The following is a 14,555-nucleotide window of genomic DNA, read 5'->3' on the forward strand; positions in this document are numbered from 1 at the left end:
TGATACCCTGATGGGCGGCCGGGTGGGGTTCAAACGAGTCGCGTGCCTCGTTTGAAGGCCGGTACAGATACGCCAAAGGCGCATTCCAAATAGCGATCAACTCAGCCGGTTGAGCACCGCGACATCGCCGCCCAGTGTGCGGCGGAGCAGAGTGAGCTGGACCACGGCGGTCGGCTCGGTCTGAAGCTGGTGCGGGGTCATGCCGATGAAATGCTTGATCTCGCGGATGAAATGCGACTGGTCGTAGAAGCTGCCATCGTCGCACAGGGCCTGCCAGCTTTCATGGTCGAGCGCGATCCGCGCGCTGCAGCGCAGGGCACGATATTTGCGGGCGAGCAGCTTGGGCGGGGCGCCATAGAGTTTGTTGGTGATGCGGGCGAGTTGGCGCGGCGACAATTCGGTCATTTCGCTGAGCACCTCGATCCGCGGCGATCCTTCGCCGATCAGCCAGCTGTCGATCGCCCGCAGGATCGCCCAGGTCGCTTCGGGCAGCGGCTTGATCCGTTCGGCGAGGAAGGACCAGGTGAGCGCGGCCATGGCGTCGCCATCCTCCATGCGCTGCAACTGGGCGAGCAGGTCGAGAAAGCCGTCATCCCGCTCCGCCGCCAGATCGCACAGGCCATCAGCCAGCTTGTCGGCGTCGCCGCCATGCAGCGCCAGCCAGCCGGCCGGCAGCAGCGACACGCCCAGCAGCCGGGTCGGCGCATCCAGTTCGAAGCGGGTCGCGCCCTGCGTGGGGCCGATCAGGCCGACGACGGGGGGCCGCTGCACCGATCCATCCTGGAAATGATAGCGCCCATCGCCCCGCAGCATCAGCCGCAACTGCGCGACATCGGCGCGGGTGACGTCGGCATAATGGTCTGCCGCCACGGAAAATATGTAGAGCGAGCCGAAATAGGGTCGGACCTTTTCCGGCGGGGTGAAATAGCGCAAGCGGACCGGGCCCTGTTCGGCATCCACCGAATAGGACAATGGCCCGCGATTATCCGGCACCACCCCCCGCGCCGCACTCAGCGGCAGATCCCAATGTTGCGGCCCCATAGTTTCACCCCAGTGGCGGCATTATGAGCGCGGCCAACGACCGTGCAAGAGCCATGACGTCACCATGACGATTTTTCGCCACAGCGTTGCAACAAAAAAATGACCCGGCAGCTTTCACTGCCGGGTCAGGAAAAGGTCTCATCAGCCAAAATGGCCTAGAGCCTTCGGGTCGCAAGACGGCTTTAAGCCCGAATCGGTGGAAGATTATTGGACAGATCGGACATCTGACGACCGAAAAGGATCGCATTCATGACGTTTTCTGTCATGAAATGACGCAAGGGAATATGTTGTTGCAATAACGCAACACGACTCGACCTGCGCAGGCACCGCTGGCATAGCGCGGCCATGTCCTATCGCCTGATCCGTCCGCTCTTCTTCTTCGCGCTCGATGCCGAGCGCGCCCATAATCTGTCGATCGCGCTGCTGCGGATGATGCCGACCCCGGCACCGCTGAAGGCCGACCCGATGCTGGCGCAGACGGTGGCGGGCATCGCCTTTCCCAATCCGGTGGGTCTGGCGGCGGGCTATGACAAGGATGGCCGGGTCGCGCACAAGATGCATGGGCTGGGCTTCGGCTTTGCCGAACTGGGCACGCTGACCCCGCTGGCACAGCCGGGCAATCCCCAGCCGCGCCTGTTCCGGCTGGTCGAGGACCGGGCCGTTATCAATCGCTTCGGCTTCAACAATGGCGGCCAGGGCGCCGCCGCCGACCGCATCGCCCGCTATCGCCGGCCGGTGGGTGAGGGTCCGGTGATCGGCATCAATATCGGCGCGAACAAGGAAGCGACGGCCGCCGGGCGCGCCAATGCCGATTATGCCACCGGCGTTACCTGCATGGCGCCGCTGGCCGATTATCTGACCGTCAATATCTCCTCGCCCAATACGCCGGGGCTGCGCGCGCTGCAGGGCCGGGCAGCGCTGGACGATCTGCTGGGCGCGGTGATGGCGGCACGGCCCGAAGGTGGCCCGCCGATCTTCCTGAAGGTCGCCCCCGATCTGGAGCCGGCCGATATCGAGGATATTGCCGCCGCCTGCATCGACCATCGGATCGACGCGCTGATCGTGTCGAACACCACCATCACCCGCCCGGCGCTGCAATCGCCCCATGCGAGCGAGACCGGCGGCCTGTCGGGCGCGCCGCTGACCGACCTGTCGCTAGGCAAGCTCAAGGATTTCCGCCGGCTGCTGGGCGACCGGTTGCCGCTGATCGGCGTCGGCGGCATCGCCAATGCGGAGCAGGCCTATGCCCGCATCCGTGCCGGCGCCTCGCTGGTGCAGGTCTATAGCGCGCTGGTCTATGAAGGCCCCTATCTCGCCAGGCGGATCAATGATGGCCTGAAGGCGCTGATGGCGCACGATGGCGTGCGGCATATCGGCGACGTGGTGGGGATCGACGCCTGATCCGTCCTTCCCGGACATGATCGAAACAAGACGGGTTGCGAAACGAAATGCGAGCTTTAGGGTGCCGGCCATGACCTCCCGCCTGACCGGCCTGCTGGCCCCCTTCGCCCTGATTGCCCCCCTTGCCCTGGCGCCCGCGACCGTACTGGCGCGCGAGCCGGTGGCGTTAAATGCCACCGTGTCCGCCGCCGATCCGCGCGCGGCCGCGGCAGGGCAGGAAATATTGCGCAAGGGCGGCAGCGCCACCGACGCGGCGATCGCGATGATGCTGGCGCTGAATGTGGTCGAGCCGCACAACAGTGGCATCGGCGGCGGCGGCTTCCTGATGCATCATGATGGCGCGAGCGGCGTGCTGGAATCGATCGACGGGCGCGAGACCGCGCCGGCCGCTGCCCGGCCCGACCGCTTCATGGGCGCCGACGGCAAGCCCCTGCCCTTCGTCCAGGCCTGGCCGGGCGGCTATTCGGTCGGCGTGCCTGGCAATCTGCGCATGGCGTGGGAAGCCCACAAGAAATGGGGCAAGCTGCCCTGGGCCGACCTGTTCCAGCCCGCGATCCGGCTGGCCGACGATGGCTTCCAGCTGGGCGAGCGCACCGCCACGGCGCTGAAGGCGTTGCAGAATATCTGGGCCGATTTCCCCGAGATCCGCAGCTATTACTGGATCGACGGGCAGTTGCCGGCGGTCGGCACGACGCTGAAGAACCCGCCGCTCGCCGCCCTGTTCAAGCGGATCGCGGCGGAAGGGCCGGACGCCTTCTATCTGGGCGAGAATGCGCAGGCGATCGCCAAGGCGGTCACCAATGCGCCCCGCAATCCGGTGCCGATGACGACCGACGATCTGGCCAATTACCAGGTCAAGGAGCGCAAGCCGGTATGCGGCCACTATCGCGTCTATACGGTGTGCGGCATGGGCCCGGCGTCGGCCGGCGGCATCACCGTGCTGCAGGTGCTGGGCATGGTCGAGCGCTTCCCGCTGGCGCAGTGGGGCAAGGATGATCCGCGCTCCTGGCACGTCATCGGCGAAGCGATGCAGCTGGCCTATGCCGACCGTGACACCTGGCTGGGTGACCCCGAATTCGTCCATGTGCCGATCGCCGGGCTGATCGATCCCGCTTATTTGAAGCAGCGGTCGGGCGAGATCCGGCTGAACAAGGCGCTCAATTCCTATAAGCCCGGCCTGCCCGCCGGGGCGCAGCCGCGCACCAGCGCCCTGCCCCAGCCGGAAAGCGGCACCAGCCATTTCGTCGCGGTGGACCGCAATGGCGACATCGCCGCCTGGACGTCGACGATCGAGAGCTTCTTCGGCAGCCAGCTGGTCGCCAATGGCGTGGTGCTGAACAATGAGCTGACCGATTTCAGCTTCACGCCCGAGAAAAATGGCGCGCCGGTCGCCAACCGGGTGGAACCGGGCAAGCGACCGCTATCGTCGATGTCGCCGACGATCGTCTATGACGACAAGGGCATGCCGATCTTCACCGTCGGCGCCGCCGGCGGCAAGACCATCATCATGCAGGTCGCCAAGGCGCTGATCGCCCATTTCGACTGGGGCCTGTCGGCGCAGGATTCGATCGCGCTGGGGCTGGAATTCTTCAATGGTGACGGGCTGGTGCTGGAACAGGGCACGTCGCTGGAAGCGATGAAGGGACCGCTGGAAAAACTGGGCCACCGCGTCACCATCTCGCGCCTGGGCCTCAAGGCCAATGCCGCCGAGCGGACCGCCGACGGCCACTGGATCGGCGCCGCCGACCCGCGCAGCCCCGGCGTATCGCTGCAGGAATAAGGCAGGCAATCATGGCGAGCGCAGCGTCGCGCTCGCCAGTCGCGCGTCAGGCGCCCTTCTTGAGGTCGAGCCCGGCGACGTTGAATTCGAACGGGAAGCGCTGATCCTTGGGGCCGACGGCGAGGTCAACCTTCAGGCTCTTCGCCTTGGCGATCGCCTCATAGGCATTTTGCGAAGGCATGATCTCGATCCCGTCCTTCGCTTCGGTCATGCGGCCCTTCCAGCGATGGGCCTTGCCGTCATCGGTGGTGGCATCGACCGCGCAGTCGGACAGGTCGCACTGGAAGGGCGCGCCGACCAGCTTCACCGTCACCGTCTTTTCGCCGTTGGACATGGGCTGGACCATCAGCACCGAGAAGGTGTCGGCGGCGGTCATGGTCTGCACGCTGTTGGCGCTGCCGATATAGGCGACCTTCTGGCCGGCGCCGGCGGTTTCATATTTCCAGACCTGGCCGATCTGATCGCGCTGGGTCGGTTCCTTCTTGTCCCCGCCCGAACAGGCGGCCAGCAGGCCGAGCATGGCGAGGGGCATGATATGGCGCATTGTCGCATTCTCCTTGTCAGGCAAGAACGCGGGGATGCGCGGGAGTTTCCGTCAGGCGTAGCGGGCCGCGGTCTCGCGGATCAGGGCGATCATGTTGGGAATGCCCTGGGTGCGGTTGGAGCTGAGCTGGTTCTTGAGGTCGAAAGGAGCCAGCGCGCCCTCGATATCGGTCGCGCCGATCTCTGTTGGGGCGCGATCCTGCACGGTCAGCAGCACCAGCGCGATGATCCCCTTGGTGATGGCGGCATTGCTGTCGGCGAGAAAATGGAGCCGGCCGTCATCCAGCACCGTGGGATAGACCCAGACCGCCGCCGAACAGCCCCGCACCAGCGTCATATCGGTCTTGAGCGCGTCGGGCATATCCTCCAGCCCCCGGCCGAGATCGATCAACAGGCGATAGCGATCATCGGCGTCGAGAAATTCATATTCTTCCTGGAGGTCGGCCAGAACGGGCATCGGGGCGGGCTGATCGGTCATGCCGCCCATATAGGGGGAAAAGCGGTGCGGGAAAGCCCGAAACCGGTCCCCAAGCGGAGGGACGCGGCTTCGCCCCTGGCTCAGCCTGGCCCTTCGACTTCGCTCAGGGCGAACGGAGAAGGGCCGTTACAGATCGACGCCGGCGGCGATGGCTTCGAGCTTGCGGATGCGTTCCTTGAGGTCGGCGACCTCGATCCGGGCGGCGGCCGAGGGCGGCGCGGCTTCCTCGCTGCGGCGGCTCAATTCCGCGCGCTTGAGGTCGAGCCAGCCGTTCCAGCCGCGCAGCGACGCGAAGGCGACGATGGTGAGGCCGGCGAGGCCGGCGGTGGCCATGGTGAGGTAGAAGAGGGGATCCTGCATGATGTCCTCCCTGTGTCCTTTGCCGCGATCAGTCGCGGTCCTTGAGCTTCTCGAATTCGCGCTCCAGCGCGGTCGAACTGTCGGTGGCGAGCCGTTCCAATACGGCAACCCGGTCCTTGAGCGCCTTCACTTCGGCGCGGAGGCGTTCGGCCTCCGGATCGGGACCGCGCTGGATGAAATCCTCGCCCTTGTGGCGGCGCACGACGCCATATTTGGCGCGGACGACGCTGGCGATGGCGGTGATCGCGACGATGGCGACGACCATTTCAAACGGATTCATGTTTGTCCTCCCTTGAGGCGCGCGGGGCGATCAGTTCGCCGGGCCGCGCAGCCGCTCGATTTCGCGATTGAGCTGATGGCTTTCGTCGGTGACGATCCGCTCGACCACGGCGAGCCGGTCCTTCATCGAGCCGATTTCGGCGCGCAGCTGGGCATTTTCCTGGCTGATCAGCTTGATGCGCTCGACCAGTTCCTCATTCTTCTGCGGATAGACCGCCTTGCCCCAGCTATTTTCCAGCGGATAGCCGTTGCGGACGCGCAGCCAGGTGGTGAAGATCCACCCGCCGATCGCCATTGCCCCGATCAGAAGCCCGCCGCCGATGATCCACGGCAGGTTGGGCATGACGAAGGCGTCTACCATGTCGGTCTTGTTCATGTCCTTTACTCCCCTTGCCGGCCAGCGTCAGCGCAGCGCGTCGATGTCGCGCGCGGTCCGGGCGGCGGGATCGGTAGCGATCCGTTCGAGGACTGCGATGCGTTCTTCGAGGCGGCTGATGCGGCCAGTCAGCTTTTCGTTTTCACTTGAAAGTAGTTCGATTTTTCGACCGGCGTCGGGATCTGTTCGATGAACGGTGCCGGTCCATTCATTTTCAACCGGATAGCCGTGCCGGGCACGGACCCAGGTGGTGAACATCCAGCCCAGCGTCGACATGGCGATGATGGCCAGAACGAAGGTCGGTCCTGCGAAATTCATGGCCTTGAACTCCCCGTTATTGCTGCCCTGTCCTGGCGATGTCTCAGCGCAGGCTGTCGATCTCGTCGGCGAGGCGCGTGTTGCGGCTGGTATAATAGACCTCGATGTCGGCGAGGCGGCGGTCGATGTCGCGGAACTTGGAGCGGACGTCGCGGGTGGAGCGCGCCGGATTGGTGCGCACGCCCTGCCAGAATTTCTCGTCGTCCCGATCCGAATAAAGGCCCTGGGGCTTGGCATCGGCGAAATAGGCGGCGGCGAAATAGGCGATCAGCGTCCAGGGGAAGGCGCCCATGAGGGTCACCAGCACCGCGCCGACCCGGACCCAGACCACGTCGATCCCGGTATAGTCGGCGATGCCGGAGCACACGCCCATCCACTTGCCATTCTGCTTGTCGAGATAGAATTTGGTGCGGCGGGCGCTCATGTCAGTTCCTCCGGTCGAAGTCGTAATTATCGTCCTGTGCCGGACGTTGCGGGCGGAAGTCGGGATTGTCGGCTGCGACGATCCGTTCGACCGTCTGCAGCCTGTCTTCGAGACGGCGGGCGAGCAGGTGGAGTTCATCCAGCAGCCGCTCATCCTCGTCGGTGATCTTGGGCGCCTGCTTCCACTTGGTGACATAGTGGAAGATCAGCCAGGGCATGCCGATGAACAGCATGCCGCAGACCATGATAGGCAAGAAGACGTCTTCCATGGGATCAGGCTCCCTTGTTCATGCTGGCCTTGAGCGCGGCGAGATCGGCATCGACCTTGTCGGCCGACTTCAGCTCCGCGATTTCCTCTTCCAGCGTCTTGGGCTGCGCGCCCAGGCCCATGGCATCGGCGCGGCCTTCGGCCATGTCGACGCGGCGTTCGAGCATGTCGAAGCGGGCAAAGGCTTCGTTGACCTTCTCGCCGGCATAGGCTTCACGCACCCGCAGGCGGTTCTGCGCGCTTTCCATGCGGCTGACCAGGCTGTTCTGGCGGGCACGCGCCTCGCGCAGCTTGCCCTGCAGCTTGGCGATATCCTCTTCCGACGCCTTCAGCGCCTCGTCCAGCCCCTCGATCTCGTGGGAGAGATGCTCGGCCATGTCGGCGGCCTTCTGGCGTTCGACCAGGGCAGCCTTGGCGAGGTCCTCGCGGTCCTTGCTGAGGGCAAGCTGCGCCTTTTCGGTCCAGCCATCCTGCAGCGCCTGCAGCTTGCCGATGTGGCGACGCATTTCCTTCTGATCGGCGATCGTGCGGGCGGCGGACGCGCGCACCTCGACCAGCGTCTCCTCCATTTCGAGGATGATCATGCGGATCATCTTCGCCGGGTCTTCGGCCTTGTCGAGCAGGTCGGTGACATTGGCGGCGATGATGTCTCGGGTGCGGGAGAAAATACCCATTTTAACGGTGCTCCTGGTCTTCTCTTCAAGGGGGCCGGGGCGGACGAGAGGGGGCATTTCCGCCCCGGCCTGGGTCGTGCGGCCTTACGCCAGATAGCGCAGGGTCGCGGGGGTATCCTGGGTCGCGAGGACCGGGGCTTCGCTGGCGCGGGCCGGGCCGACCGCCGAAAGGATCATGGTCGATCCGAACAGGACGGCGGCAATGGCGACCGACATCAGTTGACCGATTTCGCGAACGCTGTTGCTGTTCTTTTCCATCTTCAACACTCCTTGAACCTGGCCTTCTAAAGGTGCCGCCTGTCTGTGCAGCGGCTTCGTTCCCAACATTGCAGAGGCCGTGCCAATTTTTGAAAAGCGCAGAAAACAGCCGTTTTTTGATGATTTGGCACGGCTGCGCAAAGATTTCACTTGCTGAAAGTTGGGAAATTTCCCCATATTTTGGCGCATGGAGAAAAATACCCAGTTTGTCGGCCAGTCGCTGGCCTTTCTCGACGCCGTCGAACTGGCCGGGCGGGCCGCCGAACTCAATCGCCCGGTGCTGGTGATCGGCGAACGCGGCACCGGCAAGGAGCTGATTGCCGAGCGCCTGCATCATCTGTCGCCACGCTGGGGCGAGCCGCTGATCGTGATGAACTGCGCTGCCCTGCCCGAGACGCTGATCGAGGCGGAATTGTTCGGCCATGAACAGGGCGCCTTCACCGGCGCGACCAAGGCGCGGCCGGGCCGGTTCGAGGAGGCCGATGGCGGCACCCTGTTCCTGGACGAACTGGGCACCTTGTCGATGGCGGCGCAGGAACGGCTGCTGCGCGTGATCGAATATGGCGAAGTGACGCGGATCGGATCGTCGCGGCCGGTGATGGTCGATGTCCGCATCGTGGCCGCCACCAACGAGGATCTGCCCGCCGCCGCCGATGCCGGGCGCTTCCGCCCCGATCTGCTCGACCGGCTGAGCTTCGAGGTCATCACCCTGCCGCCGCTGCGCGCGCGCGAAGGCGACATAACGGTATTGGCCGACCATTTCGGCCGGCGCATGGCAGCGGAACTCAACTGGCCGCAATGGCCGGGTTTTTCCGCCGCCTGCGCAGCCGAGCTGGAAGGCCATGGCTGGCCGGGCAATGTGCGCGAACTGCGCAATGTGGTGGAGCGGGCAGTCTATCGCTGGCCCGAGCCGGGGCGGCCGATCTCGTCCATTGTGTTCGACCCCTTCGCCTCGCCCTGGAAACCGCGCCCGCTGATGCCGGGAGCCGCCGCGCCGTCAGCGGAAAATGCGGCACCGGCACCTGCGGCTGCATCGGTGATGAACGGGCATGGCGATGTCACCGATCTCAAATCGGCGGTCGACGCGCATGAGGCGGCGATCGTGCGGGCGGCGCTGGAGCGGTTCCGCTATAATCAGCGGGCGACCGCCAAGGGGCTGGGCCTGACCTATGACCAGTTGCGCCATTGCATGAAGAAACATGGGCTGAGCGCGGGATAGGGCGGCACGAGGCCGCCCCACCGGATAGTTTTTTTTAACGGGTCGGGACGGGTTCCGGGCCCGAATAATCATAGAAGCCCCTGCCGGTCTTGCGGCCATACCAGCCGGCCTCGACATATTTGACCAGCAGCGGCGCCGGGCGATATTTGGGGTCGCCGGTGGTGGTGAGGAAGACGTTGAGGATTTCGAGGGCGGTGTCGAGGCCGACGAAATCGAGCAGGGTCAGCGGCCCCATCGGATGGTTGAGGCCGAGCTTGCAGCCCTGATCGATATCGGTGACGCTGCCGACGCCCTCACCCAGCACGAACACCGCCTCGTTCAGCATCGGCAGCAGGATGCGGTTCACCACGAAGCCCGGCGCGTCGAAGGCATGGACCGTGGTCTTGCCGATCTTCGCGGCGAACCCCTCGACCGCGGCGACCGTTTCGGGCGACGTGGCGAGGCCGCGAATGACCTCGACCAGCACCATCACCGGCACCGGATTGAAGAAATGGACGCCGACGAAGCGGCTGGCATCGGGCGCGGCCTGGGCGAGGCGGGTGATCGGGATGGACGAGGTGTTGGTGGCAAGGATGGCGTCGGGCGCCAGGATCTTGCCGACATTGGTGAAGATGGTGCGCTTGACCTCTTCGCGCTCGGTCGCGGCCTCGATCACCAGCTGGGCGCCGGCGAGCGGCGCGATCTCGCCGACCGGGGTGATGCGGGCAAGGGCGGCATCGGCGTCGGCCTGGCTGATCTTTTCCTTCTCGACCGCGCGGGCCAGCAGCTTGGCGATGCCGGCCTTGCCCTTTTCGGCGCGGGGCAGGTCGATGTCGGACAGGATCACGTCATAGCCGGCCTGGGCGGCGACCTGGGCAATGCCCGCCCCCATCTGGCCGGCGCCGATCACGCCCACGGTCTTGATGTCGGTCATGTCCCATTCTCCTCACCAAATGTTCGTTCCAGTCACCCCTACCGACAAGTAAGGCCGCGCGCCAAGCCCCTTCGCGGGCGGCGAACGGGCCATCGCGACGGATGGATGGTTCGCCCGCGCTATTTTCCGCCTTTGCGCGAACCGCACGCCATGCTTAATAGCCGCCCATGCCCCTTGCCGATCCCCTGCCAGCGCCCGCATCCGGACGGTTCATCGCCGCCGTGCATCATTTCCCGCTGCGCATCTATTTCGAGGATACGGACCTGTCGGGGCTGGTCTATCACGCCAATTATCTGCGCTATATGGAGCGCGCCCGGTCCGACATGCTGCGCATCGCCGGCATCGACCAGCGCGCCAATCATGAAGGCGGCGAAGGCGTCTATGCCGTCACCGACCTGAAACTCGCCTATCGCCGTCCCGCCCGGCTGGACGATGACCTGATGGTCGTCAGCCAGGTGATGGAGGTGCGGGCCGCCAGCTGCGTCATTCAGCAAAGAGTCATGCGCGGCGAGGACATATTGACCGACGGCGTCATCACCGTCGCCTATCTGACACCCCAGGGACGACCGCAGCGCCAGCCGCGCCCCTGGATCGAGATTTTCAGCCGTTTGATGCGAGGGGAAGACATCCACCCATGAACCTGTCCATGCCTGACGTCGGCACCGCCGTTGGCGCCGCAGCCGACGCCGCCACCATTTCGCCGCTCGCCCTGTTCCTGCAGGCCGACATCGTCGTGAAGGGGGTGATGCTGGGCCTGTTGCTGGCCAGCATCTGGACCTGGGCGATCATCATCGGCTTCAGCTTCACCCTGCGCAAGGCGAGCAAGCAGAGCCGCGCGTTCGAGGCGGATTTCTGGAAGGCGGACGATATCGACCGTTTCTATGAAGCCCGCGGCAAGGCCGAATTCCCGGCCGCCAAGGTGATGGCCGCCGGCGTCACCGAATGGCGCCGCTCCACCGCGCAGAAGGTGATCGACCGCGACGGCACGCGCGACCGGCTGGCCACCAGCATGTCGAGCACGATCGCGGCCGAGGTCGACCGGCTGTCGGACCGGCTGAACATCCTGGCGACGGTCGGTTCGGTCGCACCGTTCGTCGGCCTGTTCGGCACCGTGTGGGGCATCATGCGCGCCTTCACCTCGATCGCCGCCGCGCAGAACAGCTCGCTCGCCGTCGTGGCGCCGGGCATTGCCGAGGCCTTGTTCGCGACCGCGATCGGCCTGTTCGCCGCCATCCCGGCGGTGATCGCCTACAACCGGTTCAGCCATGGCATCAACCGGATGGAATCGCGCCTCAACCGCTTTGCCGATGGCTTCTACGCGACGCTGAGCCGCGAGCTTGAGGCCCAACGCTGATGGCGATGTCTGGTCCTCCGTCCGGTCGGCGCGGGCGCAATCGCGCGCCGATGGCAGACATCAACGTGACGCCGCTGGTCGACGTCATGCTGGTGCTGCTGATCATCTTCATGGTGACCGCGCCGCTGCTGGTGACCGGCGTGCCGGTCAACCTGCCCGAGACGCGCGCCAAGGGGCTGGACCAGGATGCCAAGCCGACCGTGGTGTCGATCGATCGCGACGGCGCCATCTATGTCGACGAAGACGTGGTCAGCGACGCCGACCTGCCCGACCGGCTGGCCGAGATCGTGTCGGCCAATGCCGGCAAGCCCGATGCGCCGCAGATCTTCCTGCGGGCGGACACGGCGCTGGATTATGGCCGGGTGATGCGGGTGATGGGCGAGCTCAACCGGGCCGGCCTCAACAAGGTGGCGCTGGTCAGCACCGGCGGGCAGGACGGCGCCGACGATGTCAGCGCAGGTTCAGAATAGGGGCCATAGGTCAAACCGATGGAACGCGCGGAAAAAATCGGCCTTGGCGTTGCGACGGCAGGACATGTCCTGCTGTTCGGCCTGCTGTCGGCCGGGTTCCTGGCGACGCCCAATCCGCTGAAGCTGAACAGCCCGCCGATGGATGTCAGCCTGGTGGACGAAGTGGCGCTGCAATCGACCGCGCCGCGCATCTCGACCGAGCCGCCACCGCCCAGCGTCGCGCCTGAGAAGGGCCCGACCGAGGACGCTGCGCCCGCTGCCCAGCCCGAGCCGGCACCCGTGCCCGAGCCGACCCCGGCGCCGCCCAAGCCAAAGCCGGTCCCGCCCAAGGAAGTCGCGAAACCCGCGCCGCCCAAGCCGAAGCCAACGCCGCCGAAGAAGGAAACGCCCAAGGCCGCACCCAAGCCCAAGCCGGCCCCTGAAAAGCCAGCGGAAAAGCCCAAGGCGAAGCCGGCGCCGGAGAAGCCCAAGGCTGCGGCCGCCGCGCCGGCCAAGGCCAGCGCCAAGCCCGCACCCAAGGCCGCCAAGCCGGCGGCCGCATCGGGATCGGGCAAGGCCGCGGCCAAGCCCAAGGGATCGCTGCTGGGCAATGATTTCCTCAAAGGCATCGACACCAGCGCCGACGCACCGCGTAAACCCGCCGCCGCACCGCAGGCCGCCGCCATGGGGCCGCAGCAGAAGGCCGCGCTGGATGCCGAGATCCGCCGGCAGCTCAAGCCCAACTGGCGCCCGCCGTCAGGCGCGGACGCCGATCAGCTGGTGACCCTGCTGGAAGTGCGGCTGGACAAGAATGGCGCAGTGATCGGCACGCCCGAAGTGATCGACCAGCTGGGCGTCACCGCCAGCAACCGGCCCCAGGCCAAGCTGCATGCGGAACGCGCGATCCAGGCGGTCAAACTGGCATCGCCCTTCCGCAATTTGCCGCCCGAATATTATGAACAATGGAAATGGCTGCGGCCACTCCGCTTTGACGCGAGGCTGACCCGATGACGACGACCCTGCTCCGCCGCCTGGCCGCGGCGACCGCCGCCCTGCTCGCCTTCACCGCCATGCCCGCGCTGGCGCAGCTGTCGGTCGACGTGACCGGCGATATCGACAGCAACCTCAAGATCGCCGTGCCCGCCCTGCCGGCGCAGCAGGATGTGGCGACCCCGGCCGGCACCGCCAATGAACTGGGCCGCAAGATCGCCGAGGTGATCGCCACCGACCTCAAGGGATCGGGCCTGTTCGATCCGTCCGGCCCGGCCGGCATGCCGACGCTCGCTTTCCCGGAAGTGACCAATCCCGTCTACGACAAATGGGGCGCCTATCAGGCGCTGGTGCAGGGCTTTGTCCGCACCACCGGCGGCGAGGCGGACATCACCGTCGGCTGCTACCTCTACGACGTGGCGCTGAAGCAGGAATTGACGCGCCAGGGCTATGTCGTCGCGCCGCGCGACTGGCGCCGGGCCGCGCATAAATGCGCCGACGCCATCTATGCCCGGCTGTCGGGCGAGAGCCCCTTCTTCGACAGCCGGATCGCCTATATCGCCGAGAGCGGCCCCAAGGATAACCGCGTCAAGCGCCTCGCCATCATGGATTCCGATGGCGCCAACCACCGCTTCATCACCAATGGCCAGTCGATCGCGCTGACCCCGCGCTTTTCGCCCGATTACAAGTCGATCGTCTATGTGAGCTATCTGGGCAGCCGGGTGCGGATCTATGTCTATGACATCGGCACCGGGCAGCAGCGGCTGGTGACCGAAAGCAACAACACGACCTTCGCGCCGCGCTGGTCGCCCGATGGCCGCAACATCCTGTTCTCGATGGCGGTGTCGGGCAATACCGACATCTATCGCGTGTCCGCCCAGGGCGGCGCGCCGGTGCGCCTCACCAATTCGCCGGGCATCGATGTCGGCGGCTCCTATTCGCCCGATGGCCGCCAGATCGTGTTCGAAAGCGACCGGTCGGGCGGACAGCAAATCTATGTGATGAATGCCGACGGGTCGAACCAGCGCCGCATCAGCCATGGCGGCGGCCGCTATGCGACGCCAGAATGGAGCCCGCGCGGCGACCTCATTGCCTTCACCAAGCTGTCGGGCGATTTCAAGATCGCGGTGATGACGCCGAGCGGCGACAATGAGCGCATCCTGACCAATGGCTGGCAGGACGAGCAGCCGACCTGGTCGCCCAATGGCCGCGTGCTGCAATTCTTCCGCACCACGCCGGGTCGCCAGGGCAGCAGCCAGGTGTGGCAGGTGGACCTGACCGGCGTGAACGAACGGCGCATCCCGACACCGCTCAGTGGCTCCGACCCGGCCTGGGGTCCGTTGCTGCCATAAGTTTTCCACAGCTTTTCGACGCGATAGGGAACCCTATCGTCTTGACAGCGTAACGATTTTTACCAACCATGCTGTTGCC

Annotated in this window: 20 protein-coding genes; 8 read left to right on the top strand and 12 right to left on the bottom strand. The window is 65.6% G+C overall.

Features of this window, described 5'->3' with window-relative positions:
• Nucleotides 1-96: 96 nt before the first annotated feature.
• A complete protein-coding gene (locus tag A0U87_RS23300) occupies nucleotides 97-1,041 on the bottom strand; it encodes a helix-turn-helix domain-containing protein (protein WP_122928491.1) in 945 nt (314 codons plus the stop codon).
• 345 nt (nucleotides 1,042-1,386) lie between these two features.
• Between A0U87_RS23300 and A0U87_RS23305 the strand changes: the two genes are divergently transcribed.
• Both A0U87_RS23305 and ggt read left to right on the top strand, forming a co-directional pair.
• Entirely contained in the window at nucleotides 1,387-2,442 is a 1,056-nt protein-coding gene (locus tag A0U87_RS23305) for a quinone-dependent dihydroorotate dehydrogenase (RefSeq protein ID WP_048936791.1), read from the top strand.
• 70 nt (nucleotides 2,443-2,512) lie between these two features.
• Nucleotides 2,513-4,222 carry a gamma-glutamyltransferase gene (gene ggt, locus A0U87_RS23310; RefSeq protein WP_048936792.1) on the top strand — a complete coding sequence of 570 codons (1,710 nt, stop codon included), beginning with the start codon at nucleotides 2,513-2,515 and terminating at the stop codon, nucleotides 4,220-4,222.
• 46 nt (nucleotides 4,223-4,268) lie between these two features.
• Here ggt and A0U87_RS23315 read toward each other — a convergent pair whose 3' ends face one another.
• The 10 genes from A0U87_RS23315 to A0U87_RS23360 form a co-directional block, all read right to left on the bottom strand.
• Entirely contained in the window at nucleotides 4,269-4,766 is a 498-nt protein-coding gene (locus tag A0U87_RS23315; RefSeq protein WP_048936793.1) for a hypothetical protein, read from the bottom strand.
• A 51-nt stretch (nucleotides 4,767-4,817) separates the two neighbouring features.
• The gene (locus A0U87_RS23320) at nucleotides 4,818-5,252 is read right to left on the bottom strand and encodes a SufE family protein (RefSeq protein ID WP_048936794.1); all 435 of its coding nucleotides are present in this window, start codon (nucleotides 5,250-5,252) and stop codon (nucleotides 4,818-4,820) included.
• A 117-nt stretch (nucleotides 5,253-5,369) separates the two neighbouring features.
• Entirely contained in the window at nucleotides 5,370-5,603 is a 234-nt protein-coding gene (locus A0U87_RS23325) for a hypothetical protein (protein WP_010339237.1), read from the bottom strand.
• 28 nt (nucleotides 5,604-5,631) lie between these two features.
• Nucleotides 5,632-5,883, bottom strand: coding sequence for a hypothetical protein (locus A0U87_RS23330; protein ID WP_007708693.1), 252 nt, complete (start codon nucleotides 5,881-5,883; stop codon nucleotides 5,632-5,634).
• 30 nt (nucleotides 5,884-5,913) lie between these two features.
• Complete coding sequence (locus A0U87_RS23335) at nucleotides 5,914-6,258, bottom strand: hypothetical protein (protein ID WP_004209381.1); 345 nt, start codon at nucleotides 6,256-6,258, stop codon at nucleotides 5,914-5,916.
• A gap of 27 nt (nucleotides 6,259-6,285) precedes the next feature.
• Nucleotides 6,286-6,576 (bottom strand): hypothetical protein, encoded by a 291-nt coding sequence (locus A0U87_RS23340; RefSeq protein WP_048936795.1) that lies wholly within the window; start codon nucleotides 6,574-6,576, stop codon nucleotides 6,286-6,288.
• Between the two features lie 43 nt (nucleotides 6,577-6,619).
• A complete protein-coding gene (gene pspC, locus A0U87_RS23345; protein ID WP_004209378.1) occupies nucleotides 6,620-7,000 on the bottom strand; it encodes an envelope stress response membrane protein PspC in 381 nt (126 codons plus the stop codon).
• Between the two features lies 1 nt (nucleotide 7,001).
• Nucleotides 7,002-7,268, bottom strand: a complete 267-nt coding sequence (gene pspB / locus A0U87_RS23350) for an envelope stress response membrane protein PspB (protein ID WP_004209376.1) — start codon at nucleotides 7,266-7,268, stop codon at nucleotides 7,002-7,004.
• A gap of 4 nt (nucleotides 7,269-7,272) precedes the next feature.
• Complete coding sequence (pspA, locus tag A0U87_RS23355; RefSeq protein ID WP_137406046.1) at nucleotides 7,273-7,941, bottom strand: phage shock protein PspA; 669 nt, start codon at nucleotides 7,939-7,941, stop codon at nucleotides 7,273-7,275.
• An 84-nt stretch (nucleotides 7,942-8,025) separates the two neighbouring features.
• Complete coding sequence (locus A0U87_RS23360) at nucleotides 8,026-8,376, bottom strand: hypothetical protein (RefSeq protein WP_137406047.1); 351 nt, start codon at nucleotides 8,374-8,376, stop codon at nucleotides 8,026-8,028.
• 10 nt (nucleotides 8,377-8,386) lie between these two features.
• Here A0U87_RS23360 and pspF point away from each other — a divergent pair, with 10 nt between their 5' ends.
• Nucleotides 8,387-9,418, top strand: coding sequence for a phage shock protein operon transcriptional activator (gene pspF / locus A0U87_RS23365; protein WP_048936796.1), 1,032 nt, complete (start codon nucleotides 8,387-8,389; stop codon nucleotides 9,416-9,418).
• 34 nt (nucleotides 9,419-9,452) lie between these two features.
• Here the strand turns inward: pspF and A0U87_RS23370 are convergent, their stop codons facing one another.
• Nucleotides 9,453-10,331 carry a 3-hydroxybutyryl-CoA dehydrogenase gene (locus A0U87_RS23370; RefSeq protein ID WP_037508086.1) on the bottom strand — a complete coding sequence of 293 codons (879 nt, stop codon included), beginning with the start codon at nucleotides 10,329-10,331 and terminating at the stop codon, nucleotides 9,453-9,455.
• A 167-nt stretch (nucleotides 10,332-10,498) separates the two neighbouring features.
• On the opposite strand from A0U87_RS23370, the gene A0U87_RS23375 reads away from it, so the two are divergent.
• The 5 genes from A0U87_RS23375 to tolB are packed head-to-tail and all read left to right on the top strand — an operon-like array spanning nucleotide 10,499 to nucleotide 14,476.
• A complete protein-coding gene (locus tag A0U87_RS23375; protein ID WP_004209371.1) occupies nucleotides 10,499-10,969 on the top strand; it encodes a YbgC/FadM family acyl-CoA thioesterase in 471 nt (156 codons plus the stop codon).
• Nucleotides 10,966-11,685, top strand: coding sequence for a protein TolQ (gene tolQ, locus A0U87_RS23380; RefSeq protein WP_048936798.1), 720 nt, complete (start codon nucleotides 10,966-10,968; stop codon nucleotides 11,683-11,685). Before A0U87_RS23375 ends, tolQ begins: the two co-directional genes overlap by 4 nt.
• Nucleotides 11,685-12,155 (top strand): protein TolR, encoded by a 471-nt coding sequence (tolR, locus tag A0U87_RS23385; protein WP_004209369.1) that lies wholly within the window; start codon nucleotides 11,685-11,687, stop codon nucleotides 12,153-12,155. Before tolQ ends, tolR begins: the two co-directional genes overlap by 1 nt.
• Before the next feature lie 18 nt (nucleotides 12,156-12,173).
• Entirely contained in the window at nucleotides 12,174-13,145 is a 972-nt protein-coding gene (locus A0U87_RS23390) for a TolA protein (RefSeq protein ID WP_048936799.1), read from the top strand.
• Nucleotides 13,142-14,476 (top strand): Tol-Pal system beta propeller repeat protein TolB, encoded by a 1,335-nt coding sequence (tolB, locus tag A0U87_RS23395; RefSeq protein ID WP_017500982.1) that lies wholly within the window; start codon nucleotides 13,142-13,144, stop codon nucleotides 14,474-14,476. The genes A0U87_RS23390 and tolB overlap by 4 nt, the downstream gene beginning before the upstream one ends.
• Nucleotides 14,477-14,555: the final 79 nt, after the last annotated feature.

It is taken from the genome of Sphingobium sp. MP9-4, from assembly GCF_005281675.1.
GTDB lineage: Bacteria > Pseudomonadota > Alphaproteobacteria > Sphingomonadales > Sphingomonadaceae > Sphingobium > Sphingobium yanoikuyae.

Excerpts from the sequence above, each read along its gene's own strand:
- A0U87_RS23300 (WP_122928491.1), bottom strand. The coding sequence starts at position 1,041 with ATGGGGCCGCAACATTGGGATCTGCCGCTGAGTGCGGCGCGGGGGGTG.
- A0U87_RS23305 (WP_048936791.1), top strand. The coding sequence starts at position 1,387 with ATGTCCTATCGCCTGATCCGTCCGCTCTTCTTCTTCGCGCTCGATGCC.
- ggt (WP_048936792.1), top strand. The coding sequence starts at position 2,513 with ATGACCTCCCGCCTGACCGGCCTGCTGGCCCCCTTCGCCCTGATTGCC.
- A0U87_RS23315 (WP_048936793.1), bottom strand. The coding sequence starts at position 4,766 with ATGCGCCATATCATGCCCCTCGCCATGCTCGGCCTGCTGGCCGCCTGT.
- A0U87_RS23320 (WP_048936794.1), bottom strand. The coding sequence starts at position 5,252 with ATGGGCGGCATGACCGATCAGCCCGCCCCGATGCCCGTTCTGGCCGAC.
- A0U87_RS23325 (WP_010339237.1), bottom strand. The coding sequence starts at position 5,603 with ATGCAGGATCCCCTCTTCTACCTCACCATGGCCACCGCCGGCCTCGCC.
- A0U87_RS23330 (WP_007708693.1), bottom strand. The coding sequence starts at position 5,883 with ATGAATCCGTTTGAAATGGTCGTCGCCATCGTCGCGATCACCGCCATC.
- A0U87_RS23335 (WP_004209381.1), bottom strand. The coding sequence starts at position 6,258 with ATGAACAAGACCGACATGGTAGACGCCTTCGTCATGCCCAACCTGCCG.
- A0U87_RS23340 (WP_048936795.1), bottom strand. The coding sequence starts at position 6,576 with ATGAATTTCGCAGGACCGACCTTCGTTCTGGCCATCATCGCCATGTCG.
- pspC (WP_004209378.1), bottom strand. The coding sequence starts at position 7,000 with ATGAGCGCCCGCCGCACCAAATTCTATCTCGACAAGCAGAATGGCAAG.
- pspB (WP_004209376.1), bottom strand. The coding sequence starts at position 7,268 with ATGGAAGACGTCTTCTTGCCTATCATGGTCTGCGGCATGCTGTTCATC.
- pspA (WP_137406046.1), bottom strand. The coding sequence starts at position 7,941 with ATGGGTATTTTCTCCCGCACCCGAGACATCATCGCCGCCAATGTCACC.
- A0U87_RS23360 (WP_137406047.1), bottom strand. The coding sequence starts at position 8,376 with ATGGGGAAATTTCCCAACTTTCAGCAAGTGAAATCTTTGCGCAGCCGT.
- pspF (WP_048936796.1), top strand. The coding sequence starts at position 8,387 with ATGGAGAAAAATACCCAGTTTGTCGGCCAGTCGCTGGCCTTTCTCGAC.
- A0U87_RS23370 (WP_037508086.1), bottom strand. The coding sequence starts at position 10,331 with ATGACCGACATCAAGACCGTGGGCGTGATCGGCGCCGGCCAGATGGGG.
- A0U87_RS23375 (WP_004209371.1), top strand. The coding sequence starts at position 10,499 with ATGCCCCTTGCCGATCCCCTGCCAGCGCCCGCATCCGGACGGTTCATC.
- tolQ (WP_048936798.1), top strand. The coding sequence starts at position 10,966 with ATGAACCTGTCCATGCCTGACGTCGGCACCGCCGTTGGCGCCGCAGCC.
- tolR (WP_004209369.1), top strand. The coding sequence starts at position 11,685 with ATGGCGATGTCTGGTCCTCCGTCCGGTCGGCGCGGGCGCAATCGCGCG.
- A0U87_RS23390 (WP_048936799.1), top strand. The coding sequence starts at position 12,174 with ATGGAACGCGCGGAAAAAATCGGCCTTGGCGTTGCGACGGCAGGACAT.
- tolB (WP_017500982.1), top strand. The coding sequence starts at position 13,142 with ATGACGACGACCCTGCTCCGCCGCCTGGCCGCGGCGACCGCCGCCCTG.